The organism is Kitasatospora sp. NPDC056184, assembly GCF_042268405.1.
Taxonomy (GTDB): Bacteria; Actinomycetota; Actinomycetes; order Streptomycetales; family Streptomycetaceae; genus Kitasatospora.
In genome coordinates, this window is the sequence record NZ_JBHJUI010000005.1 from 157,666 (window position 1) to 178,987 (window position 21,322).

Annotated in this window: 20 protein-coding genes; 9 read left to right on the plus strand and 11 right to left on the minus strand. The window is 76.3% G+C overall.

Going from position 1 to position 21,322, the window contains the following annotated elements; all coding sequences use genetic code 11:
* From ACFC0B_RS12645 to ACFC0B_RS12665, 5 genes are all read right to left on the minus strand, one after another.
* Window positions 1-1,316: hypothetical protein (locus ACFC0B_RS12645; RefSeq protein WP_376085350.1), on the minus strand; the 1,316-nt coding region annotated here is incomplete at its 3' end.
* 1 nt (window position 1,317) lies between these two features.
* The gene (locus tag ACFC0B_RS12650; RefSeq protein WP_376085352.1) at window positions 1,318-2,199 is read right to left on the minus strand and encodes an SAF domain-containing protein; all 882 of its coding nucleotides are present in this window, start codon (window positions 2,197-2,199) and stop codon (window positions 1,318-1,320) included.
* Window positions 2,200-2,263: 64 nt separating this feature from the next.
* The gene (locus tag ACFC0B_RS12655) at window positions 2,264-3,205 is read right to left on the minus strand and encodes a hypothetical protein (RefSeq protein ID WP_376085354.1); all 942 of its coding nucleotides are present in this window, start codon (window positions 3,203-3,205) and stop codon (window positions 2,264-2,266) included.
* Window positions 3,199-3,936 carry a hypothetical protein gene (locus tag ACFC0B_RS12660; protein WP_376085357.1) on the minus strand — a complete coding sequence of 246 codons (738 nt, stop codon included), beginning with the start codon at window positions 3,934-3,936 and terminating at the stop codon, window positions 3,199-3,201. Before ACFC0B_RS12660 ends, ACFC0B_RS12655 begins: the two co-directional genes overlap by 7 nt.
* A gap of 24 nt (window positions 3,937-3,960) precedes the next feature.
* Window positions 3,961-4,863: a hypothetical protein gene (locus ACFC0B_RS12665; protein WP_376085359.1), complete on the minus strand. Its 903-nt coding sequence runs from the start codon at window positions 4,861-4,863 to the stop codon at window positions 3,961-3,963.
* A gap of 390 nt (window positions 4,864-5,253) precedes the next feature.
* On the opposite strand from ACFC0B_RS12665, the gene ACFC0B_RS12670 reads away from it, so the two are divergent.
* From ACFC0B_RS12670 to ACFC0B_RS12680, 3 genes are all read left to right on the plus strand, one after another.
* Entirely contained in the window at window positions 5,254-5,685 is a 432-nt protein-coding gene (locus ACFC0B_RS12670; protein ID WP_376085361.1) for a pyridoxamine 5'-phosphate oxidase family protein, read from the plus strand.
* A 225-nt stretch (window positions 5,686-5,910) separates the two neighbouring features.
* On the plus strand, window positions 5,911-6,363 hold the full coding sequence (locus ACFC0B_RS12675) for a MaoC family dehydratase (protein ID WP_376085363.1): 453 nt from the start codon (window positions 5,911-5,913) through the stop codon (window positions 6,361-6,363).
* Between the two features lie 275 nt (window positions 6,364-6,638).
* On the plus strand, window positions 6,639-7,835 hold the full coding sequence (locus tag ACFC0B_RS12680) for an MBL fold metallo-hydrolase (protein ID WP_376085960.1): 1,197 nt from the start codon (window positions 6,639-6,641) through the stop codon (window positions 7,833-7,835).
* Between the two features lie 23 nt (window positions 7,836-7,858).
* On the opposite strand, the gene ACFC0B_RS12685 is transcribed toward ACFC0B_RS12680, so the two are convergent.
* The 5 genes from ACFC0B_RS12685 to ACFC0B_RS12705 form a co-directional block, all read right to left on the minus strand.
* Complete coding sequence (locus ACFC0B_RS12685; RefSeq protein WP_376085366.1) at window positions 7,859-8,809, minus strand: DUF389 domain-containing protein; 951 nt, start codon at window positions 8,807-8,809, stop codon at window positions 7,859-7,861.
* Between the two features lie 118 nt (window positions 8,810-8,927).
* Entirely contained in the window at window positions 8,928-9,287 is a 360-nt protein-coding gene (locus ACFC0B_RS12690) for a hypothetical protein (RefSeq protein WP_376085369.1), read from the minus strand.
* Window positions 9,288-9,380: 93 nt separating this feature from the next.
* Window positions 9,381-9,905: a TetR/AcrR family transcriptional regulator gene (locus ACFC0B_RS12695; RefSeq protein ID WP_376085370.1), complete on the minus strand. Its 525-nt coding sequence runs from the start codon at window positions 9,903-9,905 to the stop codon at window positions 9,381-9,383.
* A gap of 199 nt (window positions 9,906-10,104) precedes the next feature.
* On the minus strand, window positions 10,105-12,876 hold the full coding sequence (locus tag ACFC0B_RS12700) for a DUF6493 family protein (RefSeq protein ID WP_376085372.1): 2,772 nt from the start codon (window positions 12,874-12,876) through the stop codon (window positions 10,105-10,107).
* Complete coding sequence (locus ACFC0B_RS12705; RefSeq protein ID WP_376085374.1) at window positions 12,873-14,285, minus strand: SWIM zinc finger family protein; 1,413 nt, start codon at window positions 14,283-14,285, stop codon at window positions 12,873-12,875. The genes ACFC0B_RS12700 and ACFC0B_RS12705 overlap by 4 nt, the downstream gene beginning before the upstream one ends.
* A 147-nt stretch (window positions 14,286-14,432) precedes the next feature.
* On the opposite strand from ACFC0B_RS12705, the gene ACFC0B_RS12710 reads away from it, so the two are divergent.
* Window positions 14,433-15,341, plus strand: coding sequence for an acyl-CoA thioesterase (locus ACFC0B_RS12710; RefSeq protein ID WP_376085375.1), 909 nt, complete (start codon window positions 14,433-14,435; stop codon window positions 15,339-15,341).
* Window positions 15,342-15,481: 140 nt separating this feature from the next.
* Entirely contained in the window at window positions 15,482-16,135 is a 654-nt protein-coding gene (locus tag ACFC0B_RS12715; protein ID WP_376085378.1) for a TetR/AcrR family transcriptional regulator, read from the plus strand.
* Window positions 16,136-16,247: 112 nt separating this feature from the next.
* On the opposite strand, the gene ACFC0B_RS12720 is transcribed toward ACFC0B_RS12715, so the two are convergent.
* Complete coding sequence (locus ACFC0B_RS12720) at window positions 16,248-17,618, minus strand: sulfite oxidase (RefSeq protein WP_376085379.1); 1,371 nt, start codon at window positions 17,616-17,618, stop codon at window positions 16,248-16,250.
* Between the two features lie 323 nt (window positions 17,619-17,941).
* Between ACFC0B_RS12720 and ACFC0B_RS12725 the strand changes: the two genes are divergently transcribed.
* From ACFC0B_RS12725 to ACFC0B_RS12740, 4 genes are all read left to right on the plus strand, one after another.
* The gene (locus ACFC0B_RS12725) at window positions 17,942-18,757 is read left to right on the plus strand and encodes an alpha/beta fold hydrolase (protein ID WP_376085381.1); all 816 of its coding nucleotides are present in this window, start codon (window positions 17,942-17,944) and stop codon (window positions 18,755-18,757) included.
* Between the two features lie 57 nt (window positions 18,758-18,814).
* Complete coding sequence (locus ACFC0B_RS12730; RefSeq protein ID WP_376085383.1) at window positions 18,815-19,189, plus strand: MerR family transcriptional regulator; 375 nt, start codon at window positions 18,815-18,817, stop codon at window positions 19,187-19,189.
* A gap of 171 nt (window positions 19,190-19,360) precedes the next feature.
* Entirely contained in the window at window positions 19,361-21,004 is a 1,644-nt protein-coding gene (locus tag ACFC0B_RS12735; protein ID WP_376085385.1) for a BCCT family transporter, read from the plus strand.
* Between the two features lie 122 nt (window positions 21,005-21,126).
* A complete protein-coding gene (locus ACFC0B_RS12740) occupies window positions 21,127-21,312 on the plus strand; it encodes a hypothetical protein (RefSeq protein ID WP_376085388.1) in 186 nt (61 codons plus the stop codon).
* Window positions 21,313-21,322: the final 10 nt, after the last annotated feature.

Here is a 21,322-nt window from a genome sequence, read left to right on the forward strand (position 1 = left end):
CGCGTGTCCGGGTACGGCTGGGCGCTCGGGTACGGCTGGGCGCTCGGGTACGGCTGCGTGTCCGGGTACGGCTGGGCGCTCGGGTACGGCTGGGCGCTCGGGTACGGCTGCGTGTCCGGGTACGGCTGGGCGCTCGGGTACGGCTGGGCGGCGGCGTCCGCGCCCGGGTACGGCGCGGCCTGCTGCTGCGGCGGCGCGCCGTGCCCGGGGAACGGCGCGGGGGCGGCCGGCTGCGGCGCCAGCCCGGCGAGCGGCGCCACCGGACCGGTCGTGATCACCGGCGGCACCGGGCCGTACGGCTGCTGGTGGGGCTGTTGGTGGGACTGCTGGTGGGACGGCTGCTGCGGGTACGACGCCGGTCCGGACGGCTGCGCGGGCTGCGCCGCCTCCACCGGCCCGGGGCGGGCGTAGTCGTACCCGGCGGCGCCGGGCTGCGGCCCGACCGGGGCGGCCGGCCCTGCTCCCGGCACCGGCACCGGGGCCTGGGCCGGCGGCGCCGCCGGTCCCGCCGTGAGCTGCGCCGGGGCGGGCGCGAGCCGCTGCCGCCGCCGGCGGACCGTCAACTGGATCTCGTCCGCCGCCGAGCGCGCCGTCCGCATCAGCTCCGAGCGGATGAACCGCCGGTCGGTGACGTCCCCGCCGTCCGACAGCACCCGGGCCGTGCGCTGCGCGTGCGGCAGCAGCCCGAGCACCGGCAGCCCGAGCTCCCGGGACACCTCCGCCCCCGAGTACGGCCCCTCCGCGATCAGCAGCAGGCCCAGCGCGTCCGAGCCGGTGCCCGCGGTGGCGAGGTCCTCGGCGAGCGCGGTCAGCCGGGGCCGGACGGCACTCAGCCCGCGCAGGGTGGTGCGCACGGTGGCGGCCACCACGTCGGCCCGGCGGGCCAGCACCGCGCTGGTGCCGGTCGCCCCGGAGCGGCCGAGGTCGAGGATCACGTCGTAGCCCTGCGGCTCCAGCCCGCGCAGCACCTCCACCAGCGGCTCCCAGGTGTAGGCGAGGCCTGGGGCCTGGACGGGGTCGGTCAGGCCGGGCAGCAGCAGGCGCTCGGCGTTGCCCTCCGGCGAGATGTCGATCAGCTGCTCCCAGAGGGTCTGGCCGAGCAGCCCGCGCCGGTCGGCCACGGCGAGGTTGCGCAGCCCGTAGACCGCCTCGACCCGGCCCTCCAGGGCGCCGGCCAGGACGGCGCCGCCGTCGGGGTCGCACTCGACGAGCAGGACGCGGCGGCCGGGCTGCAGCGGCCAGGCCAGCAGCAGCGCCAGCGCCGTCGTGGTGGCGCCGGGTGCCCCCGGGGCGCCGACCACCGCGATGACGGCCATGTCAGTTCCCGCCCGCCCCGGTCGGGGCACCGGACGCCGCGGGCGTGCCGGAGGCGGCGGCAGGCGCGGCGGGCGACCCGGAGGCGGCCGGGCGCGCCGAGGCCGACGGCGCGCCGGAGGCCGGGGCGCCGCTCGCGGGCGTGCCCGTGGCCGGCGCACCCGTGGCGGGAGCGCCGGCGGCCGCACGCGGCGCCACCACCACCTGGATCCGCCCGGTGGAGACCCAGGCCGCGAGCTTGCCGGCGTCCGCCTGGTCGACGACGGCGTCGAAGACCTGGCTGCCGTCGGTGTCCACCCGGCCCACGGTGTAGACGGTGGCGGCGAGCGTCTCGGACCGCGCGCCGTCCGGGGTGTAGACGACGATCACCGGCTGGCCCGGCTGGAGCCGGGTGGCCGGCAGCTGGGTGCGCCGGGCCGAGACGCCGACCAGCAGCTGCCCGGGGTTGAGGACGAGCGACTGCGCGAGGTCGGACTTGGTGAGCAGCCCGCCCCGGTGGAGGTCGGTGGAGGCCCGCATCCCGACCGCCTTGGCCCGGTCGGCGGCGTCCAGCGGCTTGAGCGCCGGGTCGCTCGCGATCCGGACGACGACCAGGTCGGCCTCCGTCAGCACCTGCCCCCACGGCACGTCCCGGGCGAGCGCCAGCACCGCGACCCGCTGCCCGGTGCTGTTGTACAGCACCGCGCCGCCCAGCCCGCCCGCGGCTATCAGGGCCACCGCCATCGCCAGCACGGCGGGCCGCCGGCGCCGCGCGCCGAGCGTCCGCCCGGGGGTGCGCGGCTGCCCGCGCCGCTGCTCCGGCACGGCCGCCGGGGCGGGCGCGGTGGCCGCGCTCGCCGGGGCGGACGCGCCGGGGCCGGGCGTGGCAACTGTACGGTTCTCCACCGGGTTTCGGCCTTCCTGCGTCGTTCGTCGGGGGGTTGCTGTGCGTGCCGCCGTGTCCGGCGGGCTAGTTGAGGACCTGGACCTCGGCGACCCGGAAGCTGACCTGGTCCACGGAGACCCGGATCTCGATCGGGTCGACCTTGGTGCCGTCGGACACCGTCACGTCGTTCATCCAGATCACCTCGACGTTGCCGGTGAACACGCCGCCCTTCTTCGTACCGGAGCCGGTCTTGAAGACGTGGCCGCAGGTGGGCGACGGCGCTGCGCCGTACTTGACGTCGTACGGGGTGCCGACCGCGGCCTCGCCCTTGCAGGTCACCTTGGTGCCGTCGCCGAGGTCCCACTTCACCGAGGCCACCCGGGGGGTGACCGTCACCTTGAGGGCGCCCAGGTCCAGCACGTCCGTGGCCGGCTTCTTCGGGTCCTCCAGCCAGAGCCAGACGTTCCCTCCCACCACCGGGTCCTTCTTGGGCGCGAACCCGAGCACCGGGGGGTGGAAGCGCATCTTCTGGTGGACGTACCGGTCGGCCTCGGCCCGCGGGTCCGGCGGCGCGGGAACGGGCGCCTGGGCGAGGAACGTCGCCGCGGGCGGAGAGATCGAACCGTCCGAGGAACGGCAGGTCACGTTGTAGACGGTCCCGTCCTTGGGGTCGTGGCCGTCCCAGCTCCGATCCCCGGCCGGGGGCTGCGGGTTGAGGACCCGGTAGTAGCAGCCGCTGCTGGCGCTGAACCAGCCCAGCTCCGGGTCGTTGCAGGCGAGGACCTGGCCGTTCCAGGAGCAGAGCTGCGGCCCCGAGGCGCCCCCTCCCCCTCCTCCGCCACCGCCGCCGGAAGGAGGCGGCGTGCTCCCGTGCTGGCCCCCGTCGTTGCAGATGACGGTGATCTCGCAGTGCGTCGCGCCCCCCGTGGGGTTGGGAGGATCGGCCGCCGCGGTGCCCGTCGGCGCCAGGAGCAATCCGGCGAACAGCGGCGTGCCGATCACCAATCGCCGTACCGGTTTCAGCATGTGCGTCCCACCTCCCGCTTGAACTCGTTGATCAGCCAGCGCGTCTGGAACAGTCGCAGGGAAACGGTCGCCACATACCGGTTGAGCCGGTCGGGCGGATCCTTCACCGCGAGCGTGGCGGCGTCCGCCTGGTGCCACCCGGACACGTCCAGGCAGTCCTCGATCACGGCGGTGTGCGGATCGGCGGTCAGGTCGACGGACTTCACCACCGCGGAATTCCGCGGCTCACCCGTCATCACCAGTTTCGCCTCGTGCAGCTGACGGAGATTCACCAGGGCTTCGGTCAGCGCCTTGCCCGAGGCGAAGATCTCGAATCGGGAACCGTCCGAATCGGCCTTCCCGAACGCCTCCGCCTGCGCCTGCCACCAGTCCTGATAGGCACTCAGGGCCGCTCTCGCGGCGGACCCTTCCGGCCCGTCGGTCGGCGCGTTACCGACGTTTGCGGAACCACCCGAAGGAGGGACCGCCGTCACCCCCGCAACCGTGGGCGCGTTCGTCCCCAAGCGATCGGTGGAACCACCGGACCCACTGCCCGCGCAACCGCCCAGCAGCAACGCCAGAACCAGCGCACTGGCACCAACCGCCCCAGGGCGCAACACAATTCCGCGCCGCCGCATCGCCCCACCTCGTCGCAGCCGACCCCGGGTGTGGACCGGGGCCGCCAGAAGAATTCCACCGTCCCGCCAGTGTTCTCCCGCGAGCATCGATTCTTCGCCAAACCGGGCCTTCACGGCAACACCTGGGGCCTCCTGACCTTACGCGGAAGGCGGATCCGTCGGCTCACTTTCCCGCCACAGGAGGGCCAACAGTTCCTCGGAAAGCGACAATCCGGCCAATGCCCCCCGAACCGCCGCCCGATTGCGCATCAGAAGGCGTCCGCCCTCCGGCGGGACGAGCAGGCGCACACCCGGCGCGTCGGGCTGGTTCGGGGGCGCACCGGCGCCCGCGCCCTCCGTCGGGGCGCCACCGTCGAGCAGTGCGCCGACCGACGGCTGCAGTTCGTGCGGTCCGACGGCGGCCGGAGCGCCCGGGACGCCCTGGTGCAGCACGGTGGTGAGCGCCTGGCTGAACGAGCCGGGGCCGCCCGGCAGGACGGCCTCCCGGCCGCGCCGGCCCGGGGTGTAGCGGCCGGGCGCGTGGCGGCCGATCCGGCCCCAGAGCGGGACCCGCGAGTAGCTGAGCAGTTCGCCCGCGCCGTCCTCGCCGCCACCGCGCTCCAGCGCCGCCCAGGTGTCCTTGTCGGCGACCGCGTCGACCAGCAGCAGCGCCTCCTCCTGGTCGCCGTGCACCATCGCGCTGACCACCCAGTCCCAGGCCAGCCCGCGCCGGTAGGCGTTGTCGGCGGTGGAGCCCGCCGTCACCAGGGCGAGCCGGCGGCCGCGCGGGTCGGCCACCAACTGGCCCACCAGGCACACCAGCAGCCAGCGGCCCGGGCGGGCGGCCGCCTCCCGGACGGCGGTGAGCATGGTGTTGGCGTCCGCGCCGGGGTCGACCACGGCGACCCGGCTGCCGGCCGCGCCGGCGTCGAAGCACATCCCCGGCAGGACGTCGGCCAGTAACCGGGCGCCCTCGGCCGCGTGCGCGGACCCCCCGAAGGCGCGGTCCGGCCCGCCCTCCGCCCCGATGACCACCAGATCGACCCCGCTTGCCACCCGCACCGCCCCCTCCTGCCCGGCCCCGGCCTCCCGGGGCCGCCGAACCGTTCCGCCGTCCGCTCCGCCGTTCGCTCCGGCCCTGCCGCGCACGCCGCCCTGCCTTCTCCGGCGGCGCCGTTCAGTTCCCGGCACGCCCGGCGCGCCCCGGTGCCACCGCCGGGCAGGCTATCGTCCCGGGCCGCCCCCGTCGGGCCCTCCGACGGCGTTCCGGGGCCGAATCCCGTGTCCGGCCGCCGTCGGACCGGCATCCGATCGGCGCCCGGGAACCGTCCCGGGGCACCGCCCGGTCCCGCTCCCGGGCGCCCCCGGCCGTCCGGGGACGGCCGCAAGGCCCTACCGCCCAGGGACCATGGGCCCTGTCGGCCCGCGCGCGGGAGGGGGACCATCGGACCCATGGACCGTGACGACCAGCTGGAGGAACTCGGCGCGGACACGTGCCTGCGCCTGCTCAGCACCGTGCCCGTCGGACGCGTGGTGTACACCGAGCACGCGCTGCCGGCCGTCCTGCCGGTCTCCTTCGAGGTCGCGCCGGACGGGCGCCTGCTGCTGGCCGTGCGCCGGGGAAGCGCCACCGCGCGCGGGCTGGACGGCACCGTCGTCGCCTTCCAGGCCGACCAGCTGGACCCGGTGACCCGGAGCGGCTGGAGCGTGCTGGTGCACGGCCGGGCGGACGTCCTGCGCGACCCGGAGCTGGTCCGCCGCGCCCTGCGCTCGGGTCTGCGGCCCTGGGTCGACGACCCGGAGCCGATGGTCGTCTCGCTGGTGCCCGAACTGATCAGCGGCCGCCGGCTGACCGCGTCCGGCCGCCCCGTTCCGCACGCCTGACCCGCACCGGTTCGCACGCCCGACCCACCCCGTTCCGCGTTCCCGACCCGCGCCGGCTCGTACGCCTGACCCGCACCGGCCGCCCCGGGGAACGCCGGTTCGAGGACCGTCGGCCGTTCCCGGGAACCCCCTGACAGGTGACCGGCGAGTAGGCATACTCTGCGGAGTTCTGCGGAGTTCGCAGCAACCCGCACCGCCGACCCTCCCCCGTCCCAGGAGCGCCCCGTGACGACCTTCGCCTCCCTCGCCGAGCTGACCGCCGCCGTCGGCACCGAGCTGGGCACCAGCCAGTGGCACACCGTCGAGCAGGCCCGGATCGACCTGTTCGCCGAGGCGACCGGCGACCACCAGTGGATCCACGTCGACCCGCAGCGGGCGAAGGAGAGCCAGTTCGGCTCGACCATCGCGCACGGCTACCTCACGATGTCGATGATCCCGGTGCTGGCCAAGGAGTGCTACGGCGTCGAGGGCGTGCGGATGGCGCTCAACTACGGCTCGGAGAAGGTCCGCTTCCCGGCCCCGCTGCCGGTCGGCACGGCGATCCGGGCCAAGGCCGAGCTGGTCTCCGCCACCGAGGTTCCCGGCGGCGTGCAGGCCGTGGTCCGGTTCACCATCACCAGCGGGGCCAGCGCCAAGCCGCACTGCGTCGCCGACACGATCACCCGTTTCTACGCCTGATCCCGGGGGAAGGCCCCTGGTCGGCGGACGGCGGCCGCCGCTCGCCGGGTCCGGTCGGCCGACCACGAGTAATCTCCGACGAGACGGTTGTCGTACCGAACCGACGTCCCGGTCGGCGGGTACGCGCCCCGGCGTGCCAGGTATCCGTTGCCGTCCTTGGAGGTGCCGTGCCCCGCCCAGCCGCCCCGTGGTACTCCCGAGTCCTCGGTCTGCCCGCGGCGCTGTCCTCCGCCGCGTCCACCTCGGCCTCCTCCGCCCTCGGCACGCTCCCCGACCTGGCGGGACTCGCCGGGCTGCCCCGGGCGGCCTGGCACCGGGTCCGGACCGACGCCTTCGGCGCCGAGCCGCGCGGCGAGCGGCTGGCCCGGATCCGCCGCTCGCCCCAGTTCGCCGGCGGCGCCTTCCGCAACCCCGTCCCGACCCGGCGGATGGTCTCCGCGCGCAGCCCGCTGGAGGTCACCCGCGCCCAGCTGGCGGCCGACCGCGCGCGGCGGGCGCCGGCCGCCGCCGTGCCGCTGCACCGGCTGCTCCCGGCCGACCTCGCCGAGCCGCCCGCCTCGGGCCTGCGGCTCACCTGGCTCGGCCACGCCACGGTGCTCGCCGAGATCGGCGGCCGCCGGGTGCTGTTCGACCCGGTCTGGGGCGAGCGCTGCTCCCCGTTCTCCTGGACCGGGCCCAAGCGGCTCCACCCGGTGCCGCTGCCGCTCGCCGAACTCGACCCGGTCGACGTGGTCGTCGTCTCCCACGACCACTACGACCACCTCGACATGGACACCGTCCGGGCGCTGATCGGCACCGGCGCGGCCTTCGCCGTCCCGCTCGGCGTCGGGGCGCACCTGGAGCACTGGGGGGTGCCGGGCGAGCGGATCGTCGAACTCGACTGGTGGGAGTCGGCCGAGGTGGCCGGGCTGACGCTGACCGCCACCCCCGCCCGCCACTACTGCAGCCGCGGCCCGCGCACCAGCCCGCTCTTCCTCTGGGCGTCCTGGGTGGTGGCCGGCGGCGGCCGGACCGTCTTCCACAGCGGGGACACCGGCCACTTCGCCGGCTTCGCGGAGATCGGCCGCCGGCTCGGCCCGTTCGACGCGACGATGATGCAGGTCGGCGCCTACAGCGACTTCTGGCCCGACGTCCACATGACGCCCGAGGAGGGTGTGCGGGCCCACCTCGACCTGCGCGGCGAACTGCTGCTGCCGATCCACTGGTGCACCTTCAACCTCGCCCCGCACCCGTGGGAGGAGCCCGCCGAGCGGGTGGTCGCCGCGGCGCGGGCGCAGGGCGCCCGGCTGGCGGTGCCGCGGCCCGGCAAGCCCTTCGAACCGGCCGAGCCGCCGGCGCTGCGGCGCTGGTGGCGGGCGGTGGCCGCACCGGCCCGGGACGGCGCGCCGCTGGTGGTGCCGGACGGCCCGGCCGCCGCGGCCGACGGGTCGCGGTCCCGGGCGGCGGCCGGGGGCGACGGCGTGCCGGTCTGACCGGGCCGTCCCTCCGTCGCCGCTCAGGCGGACCGGCGGCCGGCGGCGGCCTCGCGGCGGATGCGCCGCCAGGCGCCCTGCTGCACCAGCAGCGTCAGCACCCCGGCCAGCACGATCCCCGCCATGTTCAGCAGCAGCTGCGCGCTGGAGCCCCAGAACTGCCGGAAGTCCCCGTACCCGAGGGCGACCGCCGCGTTGGCGGCGGCGGGCACCGTGGTCACCGAGATCGCCACGCCGACCAGCATGCCCGCCTTGGCCGAGGTCAGCGAGAGCAGTCCGGCGATGCCCGCGAGGAAGGCCACCACGAACGAGGTGGCGTCGGGCTGCCAGATGAACGAGGTGTTCGGCCGCGCCGCGTCGAACCTCCCGTGGCTGAACAGCCCCAGCCCGTCCATCAGCAGGGCGAACGCGACGGTCAGCGCCATCGCCACCGCGAAACCGGCGACCAGCGCGTTGAGCGAGCGCAGCGCGGGCCGCGCCCGCCGCTGCACCAGGGCCACGCAGAGGCCGGCGAGCGGTCCGAACTCCGGCCCCACCGCCATCGCGCCGACCACCAGGATCGCGCTGTCCAGCACCGCGCCGCAGGCGGCCAGCATCGTCGCCACGGTGAGGAAGGCCAGGTAGACGCCGGTGAGGGTGGACTCCTCGTGGGTGATCTCGGAGACCGCCTCCCACACCAGCGCGTCCGCCCCTTCGCCGGGGGCGAGCCGCTCGGCCTCGTCGGCGGCGGCCGAGAGCGTCAGCTCGACCTCCTGGACGTCGATCGCCCCGCGGGCGGTCAGCCCCGTCGCGCGCAGCCCGGCCAGCACCTCGTCCGCCGACTCGCGGGCCACGTCGCAGAGCACCACGTCCCCGGGCGGCCGGACGGCGGCGTCGGGCAGCAGGACCACATGGGTCACCCCGACGCAGTCGTCCAGGCAGGTCAGCACGGGGTCGCGCAGGTCGGTGGGGACGATCAGACGCAGGTGCAGCACGGGGGCTCCGGGCGGGCGCGGCGGCGGGGGTCGTGATCACCCTAGGATGCGCCGCCCCGCCCGGACGCACCGCCCGGCCTCCCCGCCCTGCCGCCCCGGCGATCGCCCCGGCGGGCCGTCAGGCGGCGGGCCGCTTGGCGTGCTCGACGAGGTCGACGGTGGCGCGCGGGTCGTCGACCTCCACGACCAGCCGGCTGTAGCGCTCGTCGGCCAGCTCGATCACCACGGCCTTGGCGGGGTTCTTGACGTCCCAGAAGACCCACTCGCCGCCCGAGCGGAAGGTACCGGCGGTGATCACTCCCGGGAAGTGGGTGCCGCCGACCTTGATCCCCTTGGGCTCCCGGAAGATCCCGGGGTCGACGGTCGCGCCCCGGACGTTGGCGAGCGGGATCTCGATCCGGCTGCGGACCGCCCAGAGCCGGTCGAGGCCCTCGATCTCGACGACGAGGGTCCGGTCGGTGATGCTCACACGGGCCATGGAACTGCTTCCTCCCACTGGTGGACTGCTGAATGGACTGCTGGTGGATGTCCGGCCGGCGGATGTCCGGACCGGTCGAAGGCCGTCCGGCGGTCAGCCGACGCGGCCGGCGAAGGCGAGCACCGCGTCGGCGGACGGTCCGCCGAGACCGGCGCGGGCGCGCAGCCGCAGGCCGAGGACGGTCGCGGCGAGCACCCCGGCGGCACCGGCGTCGGTGCCGCCGGCCCGCTCGACCGCCTCGTCCAGCGCGGCCAGCCCCTCGCCGACCAGCGCCCCGACGTCCGGATCGCTCCCGGCCCGCTCCACGGCGGCCGACAGCAGCAACCCGGCGGCCGGCCCGCCGTCGAACGCGGCGACGGCCTGCGCCAGCAGCGCGCCGAGCCCCTCCGCCTCCCGCAGCGCCGCCGCGAGCGGCAGCACCTCCTCGTCGAGGTGCCGGCGCAGCGCGGCGAGGTACAGGCCGCGCTTGCTCCCGAACACCTTGTAGAGGCTCCCCCGGTGCACACCGAGCCCGGTGACGAGATCGTCCACCGAGGTCCCCTCGTACCCACGGGCGGCGAACAACTCCGCCGCCGCCCGCACAGCCTGTTCCTCGTCGAAGGCGCGTGGTCTTCCCATGCCGAGGACTCTAGGAGTTCAAGAACGCTCAGTCAAGAACGACCGTTCTCGAACTCGCTCCGAGGCAGGGGCCGGAGGCCGAGGGCGGGACCGGAGGCGGCACGGAGATCACGGGCGCGGCCCACCGTCGCCGCCCACCGCAAGGGTCGCCCCGGCCCCCGCCCGGCGGGGCGGGGGCCGGGGCGGGGCGGCGGGGCGGTCAGGGGGTGGCGGCGAGGAGGTCGCGGAGGGTGCGGGCCTCCTTCAGGAGGCGGCTGGTGCCAGGGCGGGCGGCGGTGGCGGTGACTTCGGGGATCGGGCCGCGGGCGGCGCTGCGGCGGGCCGTGTCGGCGGCGACGGCGAGGAGGTCCACGGTGCCCCGCAGGACCTCGTCGCCGAGGAGGGCCGGCAGGGCGGCCGCCAGGACGGACCAGACGGTGGCGTGGGCGCCGGTGTCGGCGGCGGTGGTGAGGGCGCCGGCGAGGCGGTTCGGCTTGACGGTGCCGAGCGCCACCAGCTCGCCCAGCTCGCGGCCGAGCAGGGCGCCGTCCAGGTCGCCGCGGGCGGCGAGGACGAGCAGGGCGTCGACGGCGGCGGCGCGGTCCTCGGGGAACCGGGCGCCCAGCCCGTAGGCGAGGGCGAGGTGGAGGGCGAGCCCGGCCGGGCCGCCGGCCTCGGCGAGCACGACCAGCAGCGGGGCGGCGCCGCGCCGCTCGCGGTCGGCGCCGTCGGCGAACCGGTCCAGCCAGCTGGCGGCCAGCTCCTCGCGGTGGTGCGGGAGCATCGCGGCCCAGTGCGCGGTGGGCTCCCAGAGCCACTCGTTCGACCGGCGGGCCCGGGCCACGCTCGGCTCGGTGCCCTCCAGCAGGGCCCGGAACTCGGGGGCGAGCCGCTCGCGCGCGGGGCCGGCCGGGCCGGAGGCGCCGCGCTGGGCGACGGAGATCCGCCGGACGTCCTCCCACCAGCGCTCCTCGTAGCGCCGCGGACGCTTGGAGCCGGTGCCGGGGGCGAAGTGCACCCGTTCCGAGGCCTGGTCCGGCAGGCCGCCCCCGCGCAGCCAGGCGGCCGCCCACCGCCCGGCCGCCGAGGTCAGCCGGTCGGCCGCGGCGAGCACGGCCGGGTCCGCCGCCGGAGCGGTCCTCAGCAGCGCGGCGCCCAGGTCGGCCGGACCGGCCGTGACGCCGGCCGCCTCGTACCCGGCGAGGCGCTCGACCAGCACGGCCGCGGCGATCGCGCCGGTGGCGTCGGTCGGGGTGGCGAGCAGGTACGGCGGGGCGTCGGTGGTGACCCGCTCGGCGGCCTCGGTGATCCGGGCCGCCAGCACGTTGCCGTACTCGGTGTTGTGGGTGCCGCGCAGCGGGTCGCGGCCCTTGTGGCGGAAGACGAAGCCGCGCCGGTGCGGGTCGGCCTGCCCGGCGACCACCGCCGCGAGGTAGAGCGCGTCGCCCGGGCCGCAGTCCTGCCAGCGGCCGGCGTCCTGCCACGGGTTCACCCGCAGCACCGGCTCCAGCGCCCCGGCGAGCGCCGCCCGGTCGCGGTGGGCGTGCCGGACCAGGCCGTCCAGGACGCGCTCGAAGACGGCGACGTCCGGCCGTTCGGCGGCCCGCAGCACCGCCAGCTCCTCGGCGACCTCGGCCGGGGTGGCGAGCGGCTCGCCGAGCGGGGCGGGCACCGGGGCGGGCGGCAGCAGTTCGCTCCAGGCGGTGTCGTCGTCCCCCGAGCCGCCCACGGGTGCGCCGAACAGCTCGCCGGCCCGGGCGTGGTGGGCGGGGTGGAGCGCCTCGGCGGCGAGCAGCAGCTCCGGCAGGACGGCCCCGCCGGCCGCCTTGAGCCGGCGGGCGACCAGGTTGAGCGCCCGCTCCTGGAGGGCGCTGTCGGGGTGGCCGAAGGCCTCGGCGGCGGCCAGCACCACCGGACCGGAGCGCTCGGGCGAGCGCTTGGCGGCCTGCTCCAGCCAGGCGAGCTGGGCGCGCACGAGCTTCTTCTCGCTGCGGAACAGCACCACCGCCGAGGCCTCCCCGGCCACCTCCGGCGCGACCAGCCCGGCCTCGTCCAGCCCGGCGAGCACCTGCTGGGCGTGGCCGGCCACCCCCGAGGGGCCGTCGAGCAGCGCCAGCAGGTCGCGGACCCGGGCCGCGTACTCCTGCGGCGTGGGCGCGATCGCGGTCAGCACCGCCAGGAACGAACGCTGGTCGGGGGTCCTGCCGCCGCGCACCAGCCGGCCGAGGCAGAGGTCGATCAGTTCCTCGCGCCCGAAGTGGCCGGACTCGGCGAGTCCGGCGATCGCCGACGGCCAGGTGTCACCCGAACGGGTGGTGTACGTGTAGTCCAGGGTCCAGGAGACGTCGCCGAGTTCGAACACCCGGGGCAGCAGGACGGAGGTGAAGGTGTCGGTCCGCAGCCGCTCCAGGAGGGTCGTGGCGTTGCCGCGCGGGCCGCGCTCCGCGCCGGCCGCCGAGCGCAGCCACTCGGCGACGAAGTCGTCGGAGGCCGGCACCGGGCAGCCGGTGCGCCGCACCACCCGCTCGATCAGCGGATAGAGGTCCCAGCTCCAAGCGGAGCCGCGCTTGGCGGCCAGCCGGCCGACCACCTCGATCTGCCACTCCACCGGCTGCGCCTCGACGACCTCGGCGAGGGCGGGGTCGCGGGCCCAGGAGCGGCCGGTGAAGTCCCGGGCGCCGATCCAGGTGGCGGCCCCGGCCGCGCCGGGGTGGCAGCCGGCGCCGGCCACCAGCAGCGCGCACATCCGCCGGTGGGCCTCCTTGGACCATTCGCCGCGGGTGGTGCGGCGCAGCTCCTTGAGCACCGGGACGCAGGAGCGCCGCTCGGCCGGCCCGAGCCCGGCGAGCAGCCCCGGAACCTCCCGGACCCGGCCCAGGCGGACGGCCGCCAGCAGGGCCTCCACCGCCGCCGACCCCGCCGGGCCCGCGGTGCCCTCCGCCGTCCGATCCGTCTCCACCGTCTCCGCCGTCCTCACCGTCCCGGTGCTCATCGCGCCGCTCCTTCCCGCACTCCGCCGACCGTCCCGCCCGCCGCCCGCTCCTCGCGGACCATCCCGACCGCCAGCACGTGCTTGCACGGCCCGCGCCCGCCCCGGTACTTCGCCCACCACAGGCAGGTGCAGCCGACCGCGCCGCCCGCCTCCGTGCGCACCCGCTGGACGTGGTCGCCGACCGTGACGACGGCCGTCGTGCCGCCCTCCTCCAGCCGCACCGCCCCGGCCGCGACCAGCGCCCGGGCGGCCTTCAGCCGCGGGTTGGCCGCCTCCGCGCGCCCCGCGTCGTACGGGAGCTGCCGGTGGAAGTACGCGGCCTCGGCGGCGTCGTAGCCGATCTGCCCGGCGGTGCCGAGCCGGGTGAGCGCGGCCCGCACCCGGGCCGCCGTGAGCCCGGACTGCTCGGCGAGCTCGGCGATCTCGATCCGCGGCTCCCAGGCGAGCAGCGCCGAGACCAGGTCGGCGTCCTGCTCGGCGGTGCCGGTGGCGAGCGCGCCGAGCACCCCGCCCTCGCCGCTGAAGCCCCGGGAGGCGTCCGGCGAGAGGGTGAGGGTCAGCCGCATCCCGGGCAGCTCGACCTCCCAGGCGGAGGCGGCCGGGCCGCCCCCGGCGACCGGCGGGCCGTAGACCCGCAGTGCCCGCGCGTGCCGCAGCACCCGCTGCAGGGCGGCCAGCCGCTCGGGCCCGGGCAGGCAGACCGCGCCGGGCACCGGCCGGGTGGTGGGCCGCAGCGTCCGCCCGGCCGGCACCACCCACTGCGCGGTGCGGGCGCCCGCCCGGCCGCCGCCGCGCGGCAGCGAGCGCAGGAAGCGGACCGCCTCGGCGGCGGGCACTTCGGCGCGCAGGTCGAAGCCGGCGGCGGTGACCTGGGTCTCCGCGAAGCCGCGCAGCCAGCGCTCCGGCAGCGGGACCTTCTTCTCGACGACCGGCCCGTCGAAGGTGGTGACCTCCAGGGCGTCCGGGCCGACCGCGAGGTGCAGCGGCTCGGCGGGGCCGATCCGGGTGAGCGCCTCGCGCAGCGGGTTGTTGACGTCGACGTTGGTGGTGCCGTGGCCGATCTCGTCGCCGTCCAGGCCGGCGGCGAGCACGTCGAGGCGGGCGTAGACGCCGCAGCAGCCGGAGAAGGACTCGAAGCGGAGCCGGTCGCCGTTGGCGGTGACCACCGGGTCCAGCGAGGCGCGCAGCTGGGGCTGGTAGTAGCGGGCGGCGGCGACGTCGGCGACGGCGAGCAGCGCGGCGGCGGCCGGCGCGGGCTCGGCCAGGAAACCCGCGAAGAACCGCGGATGGGCGGCCGCCCCGAGCGGGGTGGTGCCGCCGGAGGTCTCCAGGGCGAGGCGCCGGCCGGCCTCGCCGTCCAGGACGGCGGACGGGCGCAGATAGGCGTACGCGTGTGCGGATTGCGACATGCCGAGCACGTTAGGTCAGGGCACTGACAGCCGACCTCCGGGCACCCCCCGGTCTTCGAATTGTGGAACACGTTCTAGCAAGTGTGTTCGCCTCCCGGGTTACCCAGGTCACACCGGGTCACGGCCCGCTTCTGCCACTATGGCCCTGTGACAGAGCTGACCGAACAGGACAGACGGGCCACCGGCACGGTCGGCCCGTTCGCCGAGCTGCTGCGGATCGAGCGGCTCGACGAGAACACGTTCCGCGGCCACTGCCACGCCGGTGCGCCGATGCGCGCGTTCGGCGGGCACGTCGCCGCGCAGGCCCTGGTGGCGGCCGGGCGGACCATCGGGACGGACCGCTCGGTGCACTCGCTGCACGGCTACTTCCTGACCGCGGGCGACCCGAGCCGCCCCATCGAGTACCGGGTCGACCGGGTCCGCCAGGGCACCTCCTACGCCACCCGGCAGGTGACCGCGGTCCAGCGGGGCGAGGCCGTCTTCAGCCTCTCCGCCTCCTTCAAGCGCCCCGAGCCCGCCGCCGACCGGCACCGGGAGGTCCCGCGGCTGCCGGGGCCCGAGGAACTGCCGGACGCCTTCGAGCTCTGGGACGACGAGGCCCGCGCCGCGCTGGCCGACACCGGCTTCGGCGACCTGGAGCTGCGGTTCGTCCCGGCCGACGCCCCGGGCGTGCCGCCGGCCGTGCCCGGCATGCCGCAGCAGTTCGTCTGGCTGCGCACCGGCTCGCCGCTGCCGGACGACGACCCGCTGCTGCACGTCTGCGCGCTCACCTACCTCTCGGACCTCACGCTCGCCTCGACGGCCGGACTGCACGTCCAGCCGAACTTCTTCCAGCGCACCGAGCCGCCCCGGCTGCTGATGACCTCGCTGGACCACGCGATGTGGTTCCACCGGCCCTTCCGGGCCGACGAGTGGCTGCTGTTCGCGCAGCGCAGCCCGTCCTCCTCGGACGGCCGCGGGCTGGCGCTGGGCGAGTTCTACGACCGCGCGGGCCGGCTCGTGGCCTCCGCCGTCCAGGAGGCGCTGATCCGCGAACGCCTGGTCGCACCGCGCTGAACCGCCCCGAACCGCCGCCACCCGGGCCGTCGGACCGGCCGCCGTTCCACCCCCGCCACCACCCGGTGGCCGGGGGACGAACGGCGGGCGGCCGGACGGCGTCATATTCCTGAGCGGCCCCGGCCCGTATCATGGTGCGGGTGACCAAGGTTGACCTGTCACCACGACCGGTGGAGGCGATGTCTCCGCGTCAGCTCGAACGCCGCGAGGGCCTGATCGCGGCCGCGCTCGCCCTGGTGAACGAGATCGGCGTCGAACGGCTCCAGATGAAACAGGTCTGCGAGCGGTCCGGAGTCGCCCTGGGGACGGCGTACCGCTACTTCTCCTCCAAGGACCACCTGCTGGCGGCGGCGATCGCCGAATGGCACCGGCTGCTGCTGGCCGACCTGGTGGCGGAGCTGCGCGGACCGCGCGCCGGCCTGGGCGCCACCGACCGGGTGGCGCGGTTCGTCCGCGGCGGCATGCGGGCCTACCAGCGCCAGCCCGAGCTGGCCCGGCTACGGGTGGCCGTCGCCGCCTCCACCGACCCCTTCGCCAGCGAAGCCCTGCAGGGCATGGCCCGGGCCGACAGCACGGCGCTCCAGGCGGTGATGGCCGACGAGGTGCCGGCCGCCGCGAGCGACCTGGTGCGGCACATCGTCGGCCACGCCTGGCAGGGCGAGCTGACCGCCTGGGTGACCGGCCGCACCACGCTCGGCGACGCCCGCCGGCGGCTGGAGGACGTGGTGCGACTGGTGCTGACGCCGTACGAGACCGCCTACCCGGCCCCGTACGAGGTCCGGTCCAAGGCCTGAGCGCCCCGCCCCGGGCCGGACGGGGGAACGGCCGGGCCGGACGGCGCGGGAGTCGGCGCCGCGCCCGCCGGCCGTCGCCACCGGGGCCGAGCGCCCGGCCCGGGGCGGGCGCTCAGGCCACCGTCACCGGGTGCACCACCACCGCGTCGAACAGGTACCCCTCGCGGTTGAACACCGACACCTCGGGCTGGGTGTTGCCCCGGCGGTCGGTCGCGCGTGCCCGCAGCTCGTACGGGCCGGGCCGCTCCGGGCGCCAGTCGAAGCTCCAGCGCGTCCAGTTCCCGGCGCGCGGCTCGTCGCCCAGCTCGGCCCGGCGCCAGTGCCGGCCGCCGTCGACCGACACCTCCACCCGGCGGACCGGCGCCGCGCCGGACCACGAGCGGCCGTGCAGGCGGTGCGCGCGCCCGGCCGGGAGCACGGCGTCGCGGGCCAGCTCGAAGGCGCTCTTCACCACCTGGGTGGTGAGCGGCGCGCTGCCGCCGGGCGGGTAGTCGGGGCCGAAGAGGCGGTAGGTGTCGGTGTTCCAGGGCGAGTACAGCGGCCGGTCGGAGACCTCGACGGTGCCGACCCACTTGATCGAGGCGATCCCGACCCAGCCCGGCACCACCACCCGGACCGGCGCGCCGTGGTCGGGGGTCAGCGGCTCGCCGTTCATCTCATAGGCGAGCAGCACGTCGTCCAGCGCCTTGGCGACGGGCAACGGGCGGCGCACCCGGCCGAGGTTCACGCCGTTGACGACGGGCTCCGGGTCGAGCCCGGCGGGCATCACGTCCACCGCACCGGCCGTCAGGCCCGCCCGGCGCAGCACCTCCGCCAGCCGCACGCCGCGCCAGCGGGCCGAGCCGATGCCGCCGAGCGTCCACGGGGTGCCGGGCACGGTCCGGCCCTGCTGGCTCGCGTAGAAGCTGCGGCCGTTGCCGGCGCACTCGATGAGCGCGCTGATCGCGTGCGAGGGCAGGTCGCGCAGGTCGTCGAGCGAGAATTCCACGGGCCGGTCCGCCGTCGGGGCGCCGCGCAGGCCGCTGCCGAAGAGCCGCAACCGCCAGCTCCCGGCGTCGATCAGCGGGGTGCTGGTGTGGTTGCGGACGAAGAACCGTTCCACCGGGACGTGCCGGCCGACCGGGGCGCCGTCCGCGCCGACGCGCAGCGCGTCGAACCGCATCTCGGCGTTGGTCCCGCGCGGGACGAACCACTCGGCGGGCAGCGGTTTGACGATCCCGGGCACCGGTCCGGCAGCGGCCGCCGCGCCGACCGGGGCGCCCTGAGGCGTGACCGGCGCGGGCGTCGGCGCGGGCACCGGGGCGGCGGCCGCCCGCTGCGGCCCGGTCAGCGCGCCCGCGACCGGGGTGACGACGGCTCCGGCGGCGGCGAGCAGGCCCAGCAGGCCACGACGCTCGATGCCGTCGGCACGGGCCTCGCCGACCTGCCACTGACGGCGGCGGAGCCGGTCGTAGGCGGCTTCCTCGGGGGTTGGGGCGGACATGGGCACACTCCCGTTCGGTGAGGGATCGCGGTGATGGCGGGCGAGCGGTCGCGGGGAGGCGGAACGGGCTCAGCGACAGTGACAACGGCCGCGGAGCGGCGGGACACGGCGGGCCCGGGCGGCGCCGGTCACAGCCGCGGGCCGCCCGGTGGGCGTCACAGCGCGGAGTCCCCCGGTCACGTACGGGATCATAGGTGCGCCACCGTCGCCGCGTCAGGCGATCGCGGAGTTCCGTGGACTTGACCTTCTCACCGGTGTCACCTCCTACCGTCCGGGAACGGGCCGACCCCCGGCCTCCGCAGCACCGGAACAGGAGCACCGCCATGACCGTGTCCCCCACCCCCTTCGCCCCCCTCGCCCGGACCGTCCGGGGCACCGGCCCCGGGCTGCTGCTCGCCCACGGCGCCGGCGGCAGCGTCCACGACAACTGGGGCCCGCTGCTCGACGACCTCGCCGCCCACCGCACCGTCGTCGCCCCCGACTACCCGGGCTCCGGCGACAGCCCCGACGAGCCCGGCGCGGCGCACTCGCTCGACGAACTGGCCGACCGCCTGGTGGCCGCCGCCGACGCGGCCGGCCTCGCCGACTTCGACCTCGTCGGCTACTCGCTCGGCGCCGCCGTCGCGGTCCGGATCGTCACCCGCCACCCGGGCCGGGTCCGCTCGCTGCTGCTGCTCGCCGGGGTGGCCGGCGGCTCGCGGCGGCTGCGGCTGCTCGCCGACCAGGCCATCGCCCTCACCGCGCACCCCGCGCTGCTGGCCGACCACTCGCTGGCCGTCGTCTTCGGCGCCACCTGGGTGGAGGCGCTGCCCGACGAGGAGTTCGCCGAGCTGCGCGCCGCCTTGGCCGCCGCACCGGTCCCGGCGGGCTTCCGCTGGCAGTTCGAGCTCGCCGGCCGCGCCGACGTCCGCGCCGAGCTGGCCCGGGTGGCCGTGCCGACCCTGGTCGTCTCCACCACCGAGGACGGCCTGGTGCCGCCGCAGCAGCACCGCGCGCTGGCCGAGGGCATCCCCGGCGCCCGGCTGGCCGAGCTGGCGTCCGGCCACCTGCCGGTGGTGGAACGGCTTCCGGAGCTCCGGGACCTGCTGCTGGGCTTCCTGGCGGACGCCGACGGCGGCCCGGACACCGACCGGGCCTGACGGGCCCGGTGGCCCGGCGGAGGGGAACACCCCGCCGGGCGGGGGCGTTGCCCGGTCATGCGCATCGGAGAACTCGCCCGCCTGACCGGGGTGTCCACCCGCCTGCTGCGGTACTACGAGGAGCAGGGCCTGCTCGAACCCACCCGCTCGGCCGGCGGCTACCGCGAGTACGGCGAGGGCGACACCGTCCGGGTGCGCCAGATCCGCAGCCTGCTCGCGGCGGGCCTGTCCACCCGGGTGATCGCGCAGATCCTCCCCTGCGCGACCGGGCCGGTCCCCGCCCTGGAGGCCTGCCCCGACCTGCTCGGCACCCTCCGCGGCGAACTGGCCGAGCTCGACGGGCGCATCGCCGAGCTGACCCGCAGCCGGCGGGCGCTGGCCGGGTACCTGGACGCGGCCGTGCCGCCGTCGCGCCCGTACGCGGCCGCCTGACGCCCGACAGCTGACGCCCGGCACCTGACGCCGCCCCAGGTCGCACCTCCCCGGCGTGCCCTGCCGCCTCTCCCGGCGAGAACTGGACATAGTACGACATGTATCCCCTTCCGATCATGTCGTCGACGCCCGCACGCCGCCGGCCCGCCAGTTCGCCGCGAGAGGTACCCCATGACCAGTCAGCCGACCGAGCCGCCGGACGAACCCGCCGCCACCCTCCCCACCGACCGGATCGTGTTCGGGATCGGCGCCGCCGCGGTGCTCGGGGTCGTCGCCTGGGGCGTCTTCGCCGAGGACTCCCTCGGCCGGACCTCCGGCACCGCCCTCGGCTGGGTCCTGCACAACTTCGGCTGGCTCTTCGTCGTCGCCGCCGACGTCTTCCTCGCCCTCACCGTGCTGCTCGCCTTCAGCCGGTTCGGCCGGATCCGGCTCGGGCGCGACGACGACGAGCCGGAGTTCTCCACCACCGCCTGGGTCGCCATGATGTTCAGCGCGGGCATGGGCATCGGCCTGATGTTCTACGGCGTCGGCGAGCCGCTCCAACTGTTCGCCGCCCCGCAGCCCGGCTCCGGCATCGAACCCGAGTCCGCGGCCGCCGCCCGGCAGGCACTGGAGTTCTCGCTCTTCCACTGGACCCTCCACCCCTGGGCGATCTACGCCATCGGCGGCCTCGCGCTCGCCTACACCACCTTCCGCAAGGGCCGGGGCAACCGGATCTCCGCCGCGTTCGTCCCGCTGATCGGCGAGAGCGGCGCCAACGGCTGGAAGGGCCAGGCGATCGACCTGCTCGCCGTGTTCGCCACCGTCTTCGGCTCCGCCACCAGCCTCGGCCTCGGCGCCCTCCAGGTGGCCGACGGCCTCGGCTACGTCACCGACGTCGACAACAGCGAGCGCACCCAGCTGGTGATCATCGGCGCGCTGACCGCCGCCTTCGTGCTCTCCGCCTTCTCCGGCGTGCACCGGGGCGTCAAGTGGCTCTCCACCGCCAACGTCGTCCTGGCCTCGCTGATCATGGTCTTCGTCTTCCTCGTCGGCCCGACCGTCTTCGTGCTGGACGCCATCCCCTCGACCGTCGGCGGCTACTTCTCCAACCTGCTCGTCATGTCCAGCCAGACCGGCGCCTTCACCGACGAGAACTGGCTCGGCAGCTGGACCATCTTCTACTGGGCCTGGTGGCTCTCCTGGGCGCCGTTCGTCGGCACCTTCATCGCCCGGATCTCGCGCGGCCGCACCGTGCGGCAGTTCCTGATCGGCGTGCTGCTGGTGCCCAGCGGGGCCACCGTCATCTGGTTCTGCGTGATGGGCGGCACCGCGATCCGGCTGGACACCACCGGCGCCGCCGACCTCGTGGCGACCATCCCGCAGGGCGCCGAGGCCTCGCTCTTCGAGATGCTGCGCGCGCTCCCGGGCGGCACGGTGACCAGCGTGATCGCGGTGCTGCTGGTGATGACCTTCTTCATCACCAGCGCCGACTCCGCCTCGCTCGTCCTCGGCTCGCTCTCCAGCCGCGGCTCACTGCACCCGCGCACCTGGCTGGTGGTGGTCTGGGGCGTGCTGATGGGCGGCGTCGCGGCCGCGCTGCTGCTGGCCGGCGGGCTCACCGCGCTGCAGAACGCCACCATCCTGGTCGCGCTGCCGTTCGTCGCGGTGATGCTGCTGCTCTGCGTCGCCCTGGTGAAGGAGCTGCGCGCCGACCCGTCCGCCGGACCGCCCCGCTTCCACCCCGCGCACGGCCTGCGGGACGCCGTCCGGGTCGCGGTCGGCGAGGCCCTGGCCGACGTCCGCCGGGGCAACCGGCGTCCCCCGATCGAGTGAACAGCCGGCCATGGGGACTCGACCTGCGGCCTTGCACATATCGCCCGAACCGACGCCCATCCCCCATCCGGACTTCACCCGCACGTAGCGATCGTTCACACCGGCCTGGAAGCCTCCGTGCCATGAACGCCAACCTCTCGGCGACCCTCCAGGAACCGCGCTTCCCCCTGCCCCAGCGCCACCGCCGCTTCCTCGCCGGCACCGCCGTCCTCGCCTCCGTCGCCCTGGGCGCCCTGGGCGTCGCCGCCACCGTCGAGACCGTCCAGCACGGCACCGTCGCCACCGCCACGGCCACCGTCCGGAAGTAGACCCCGGCGC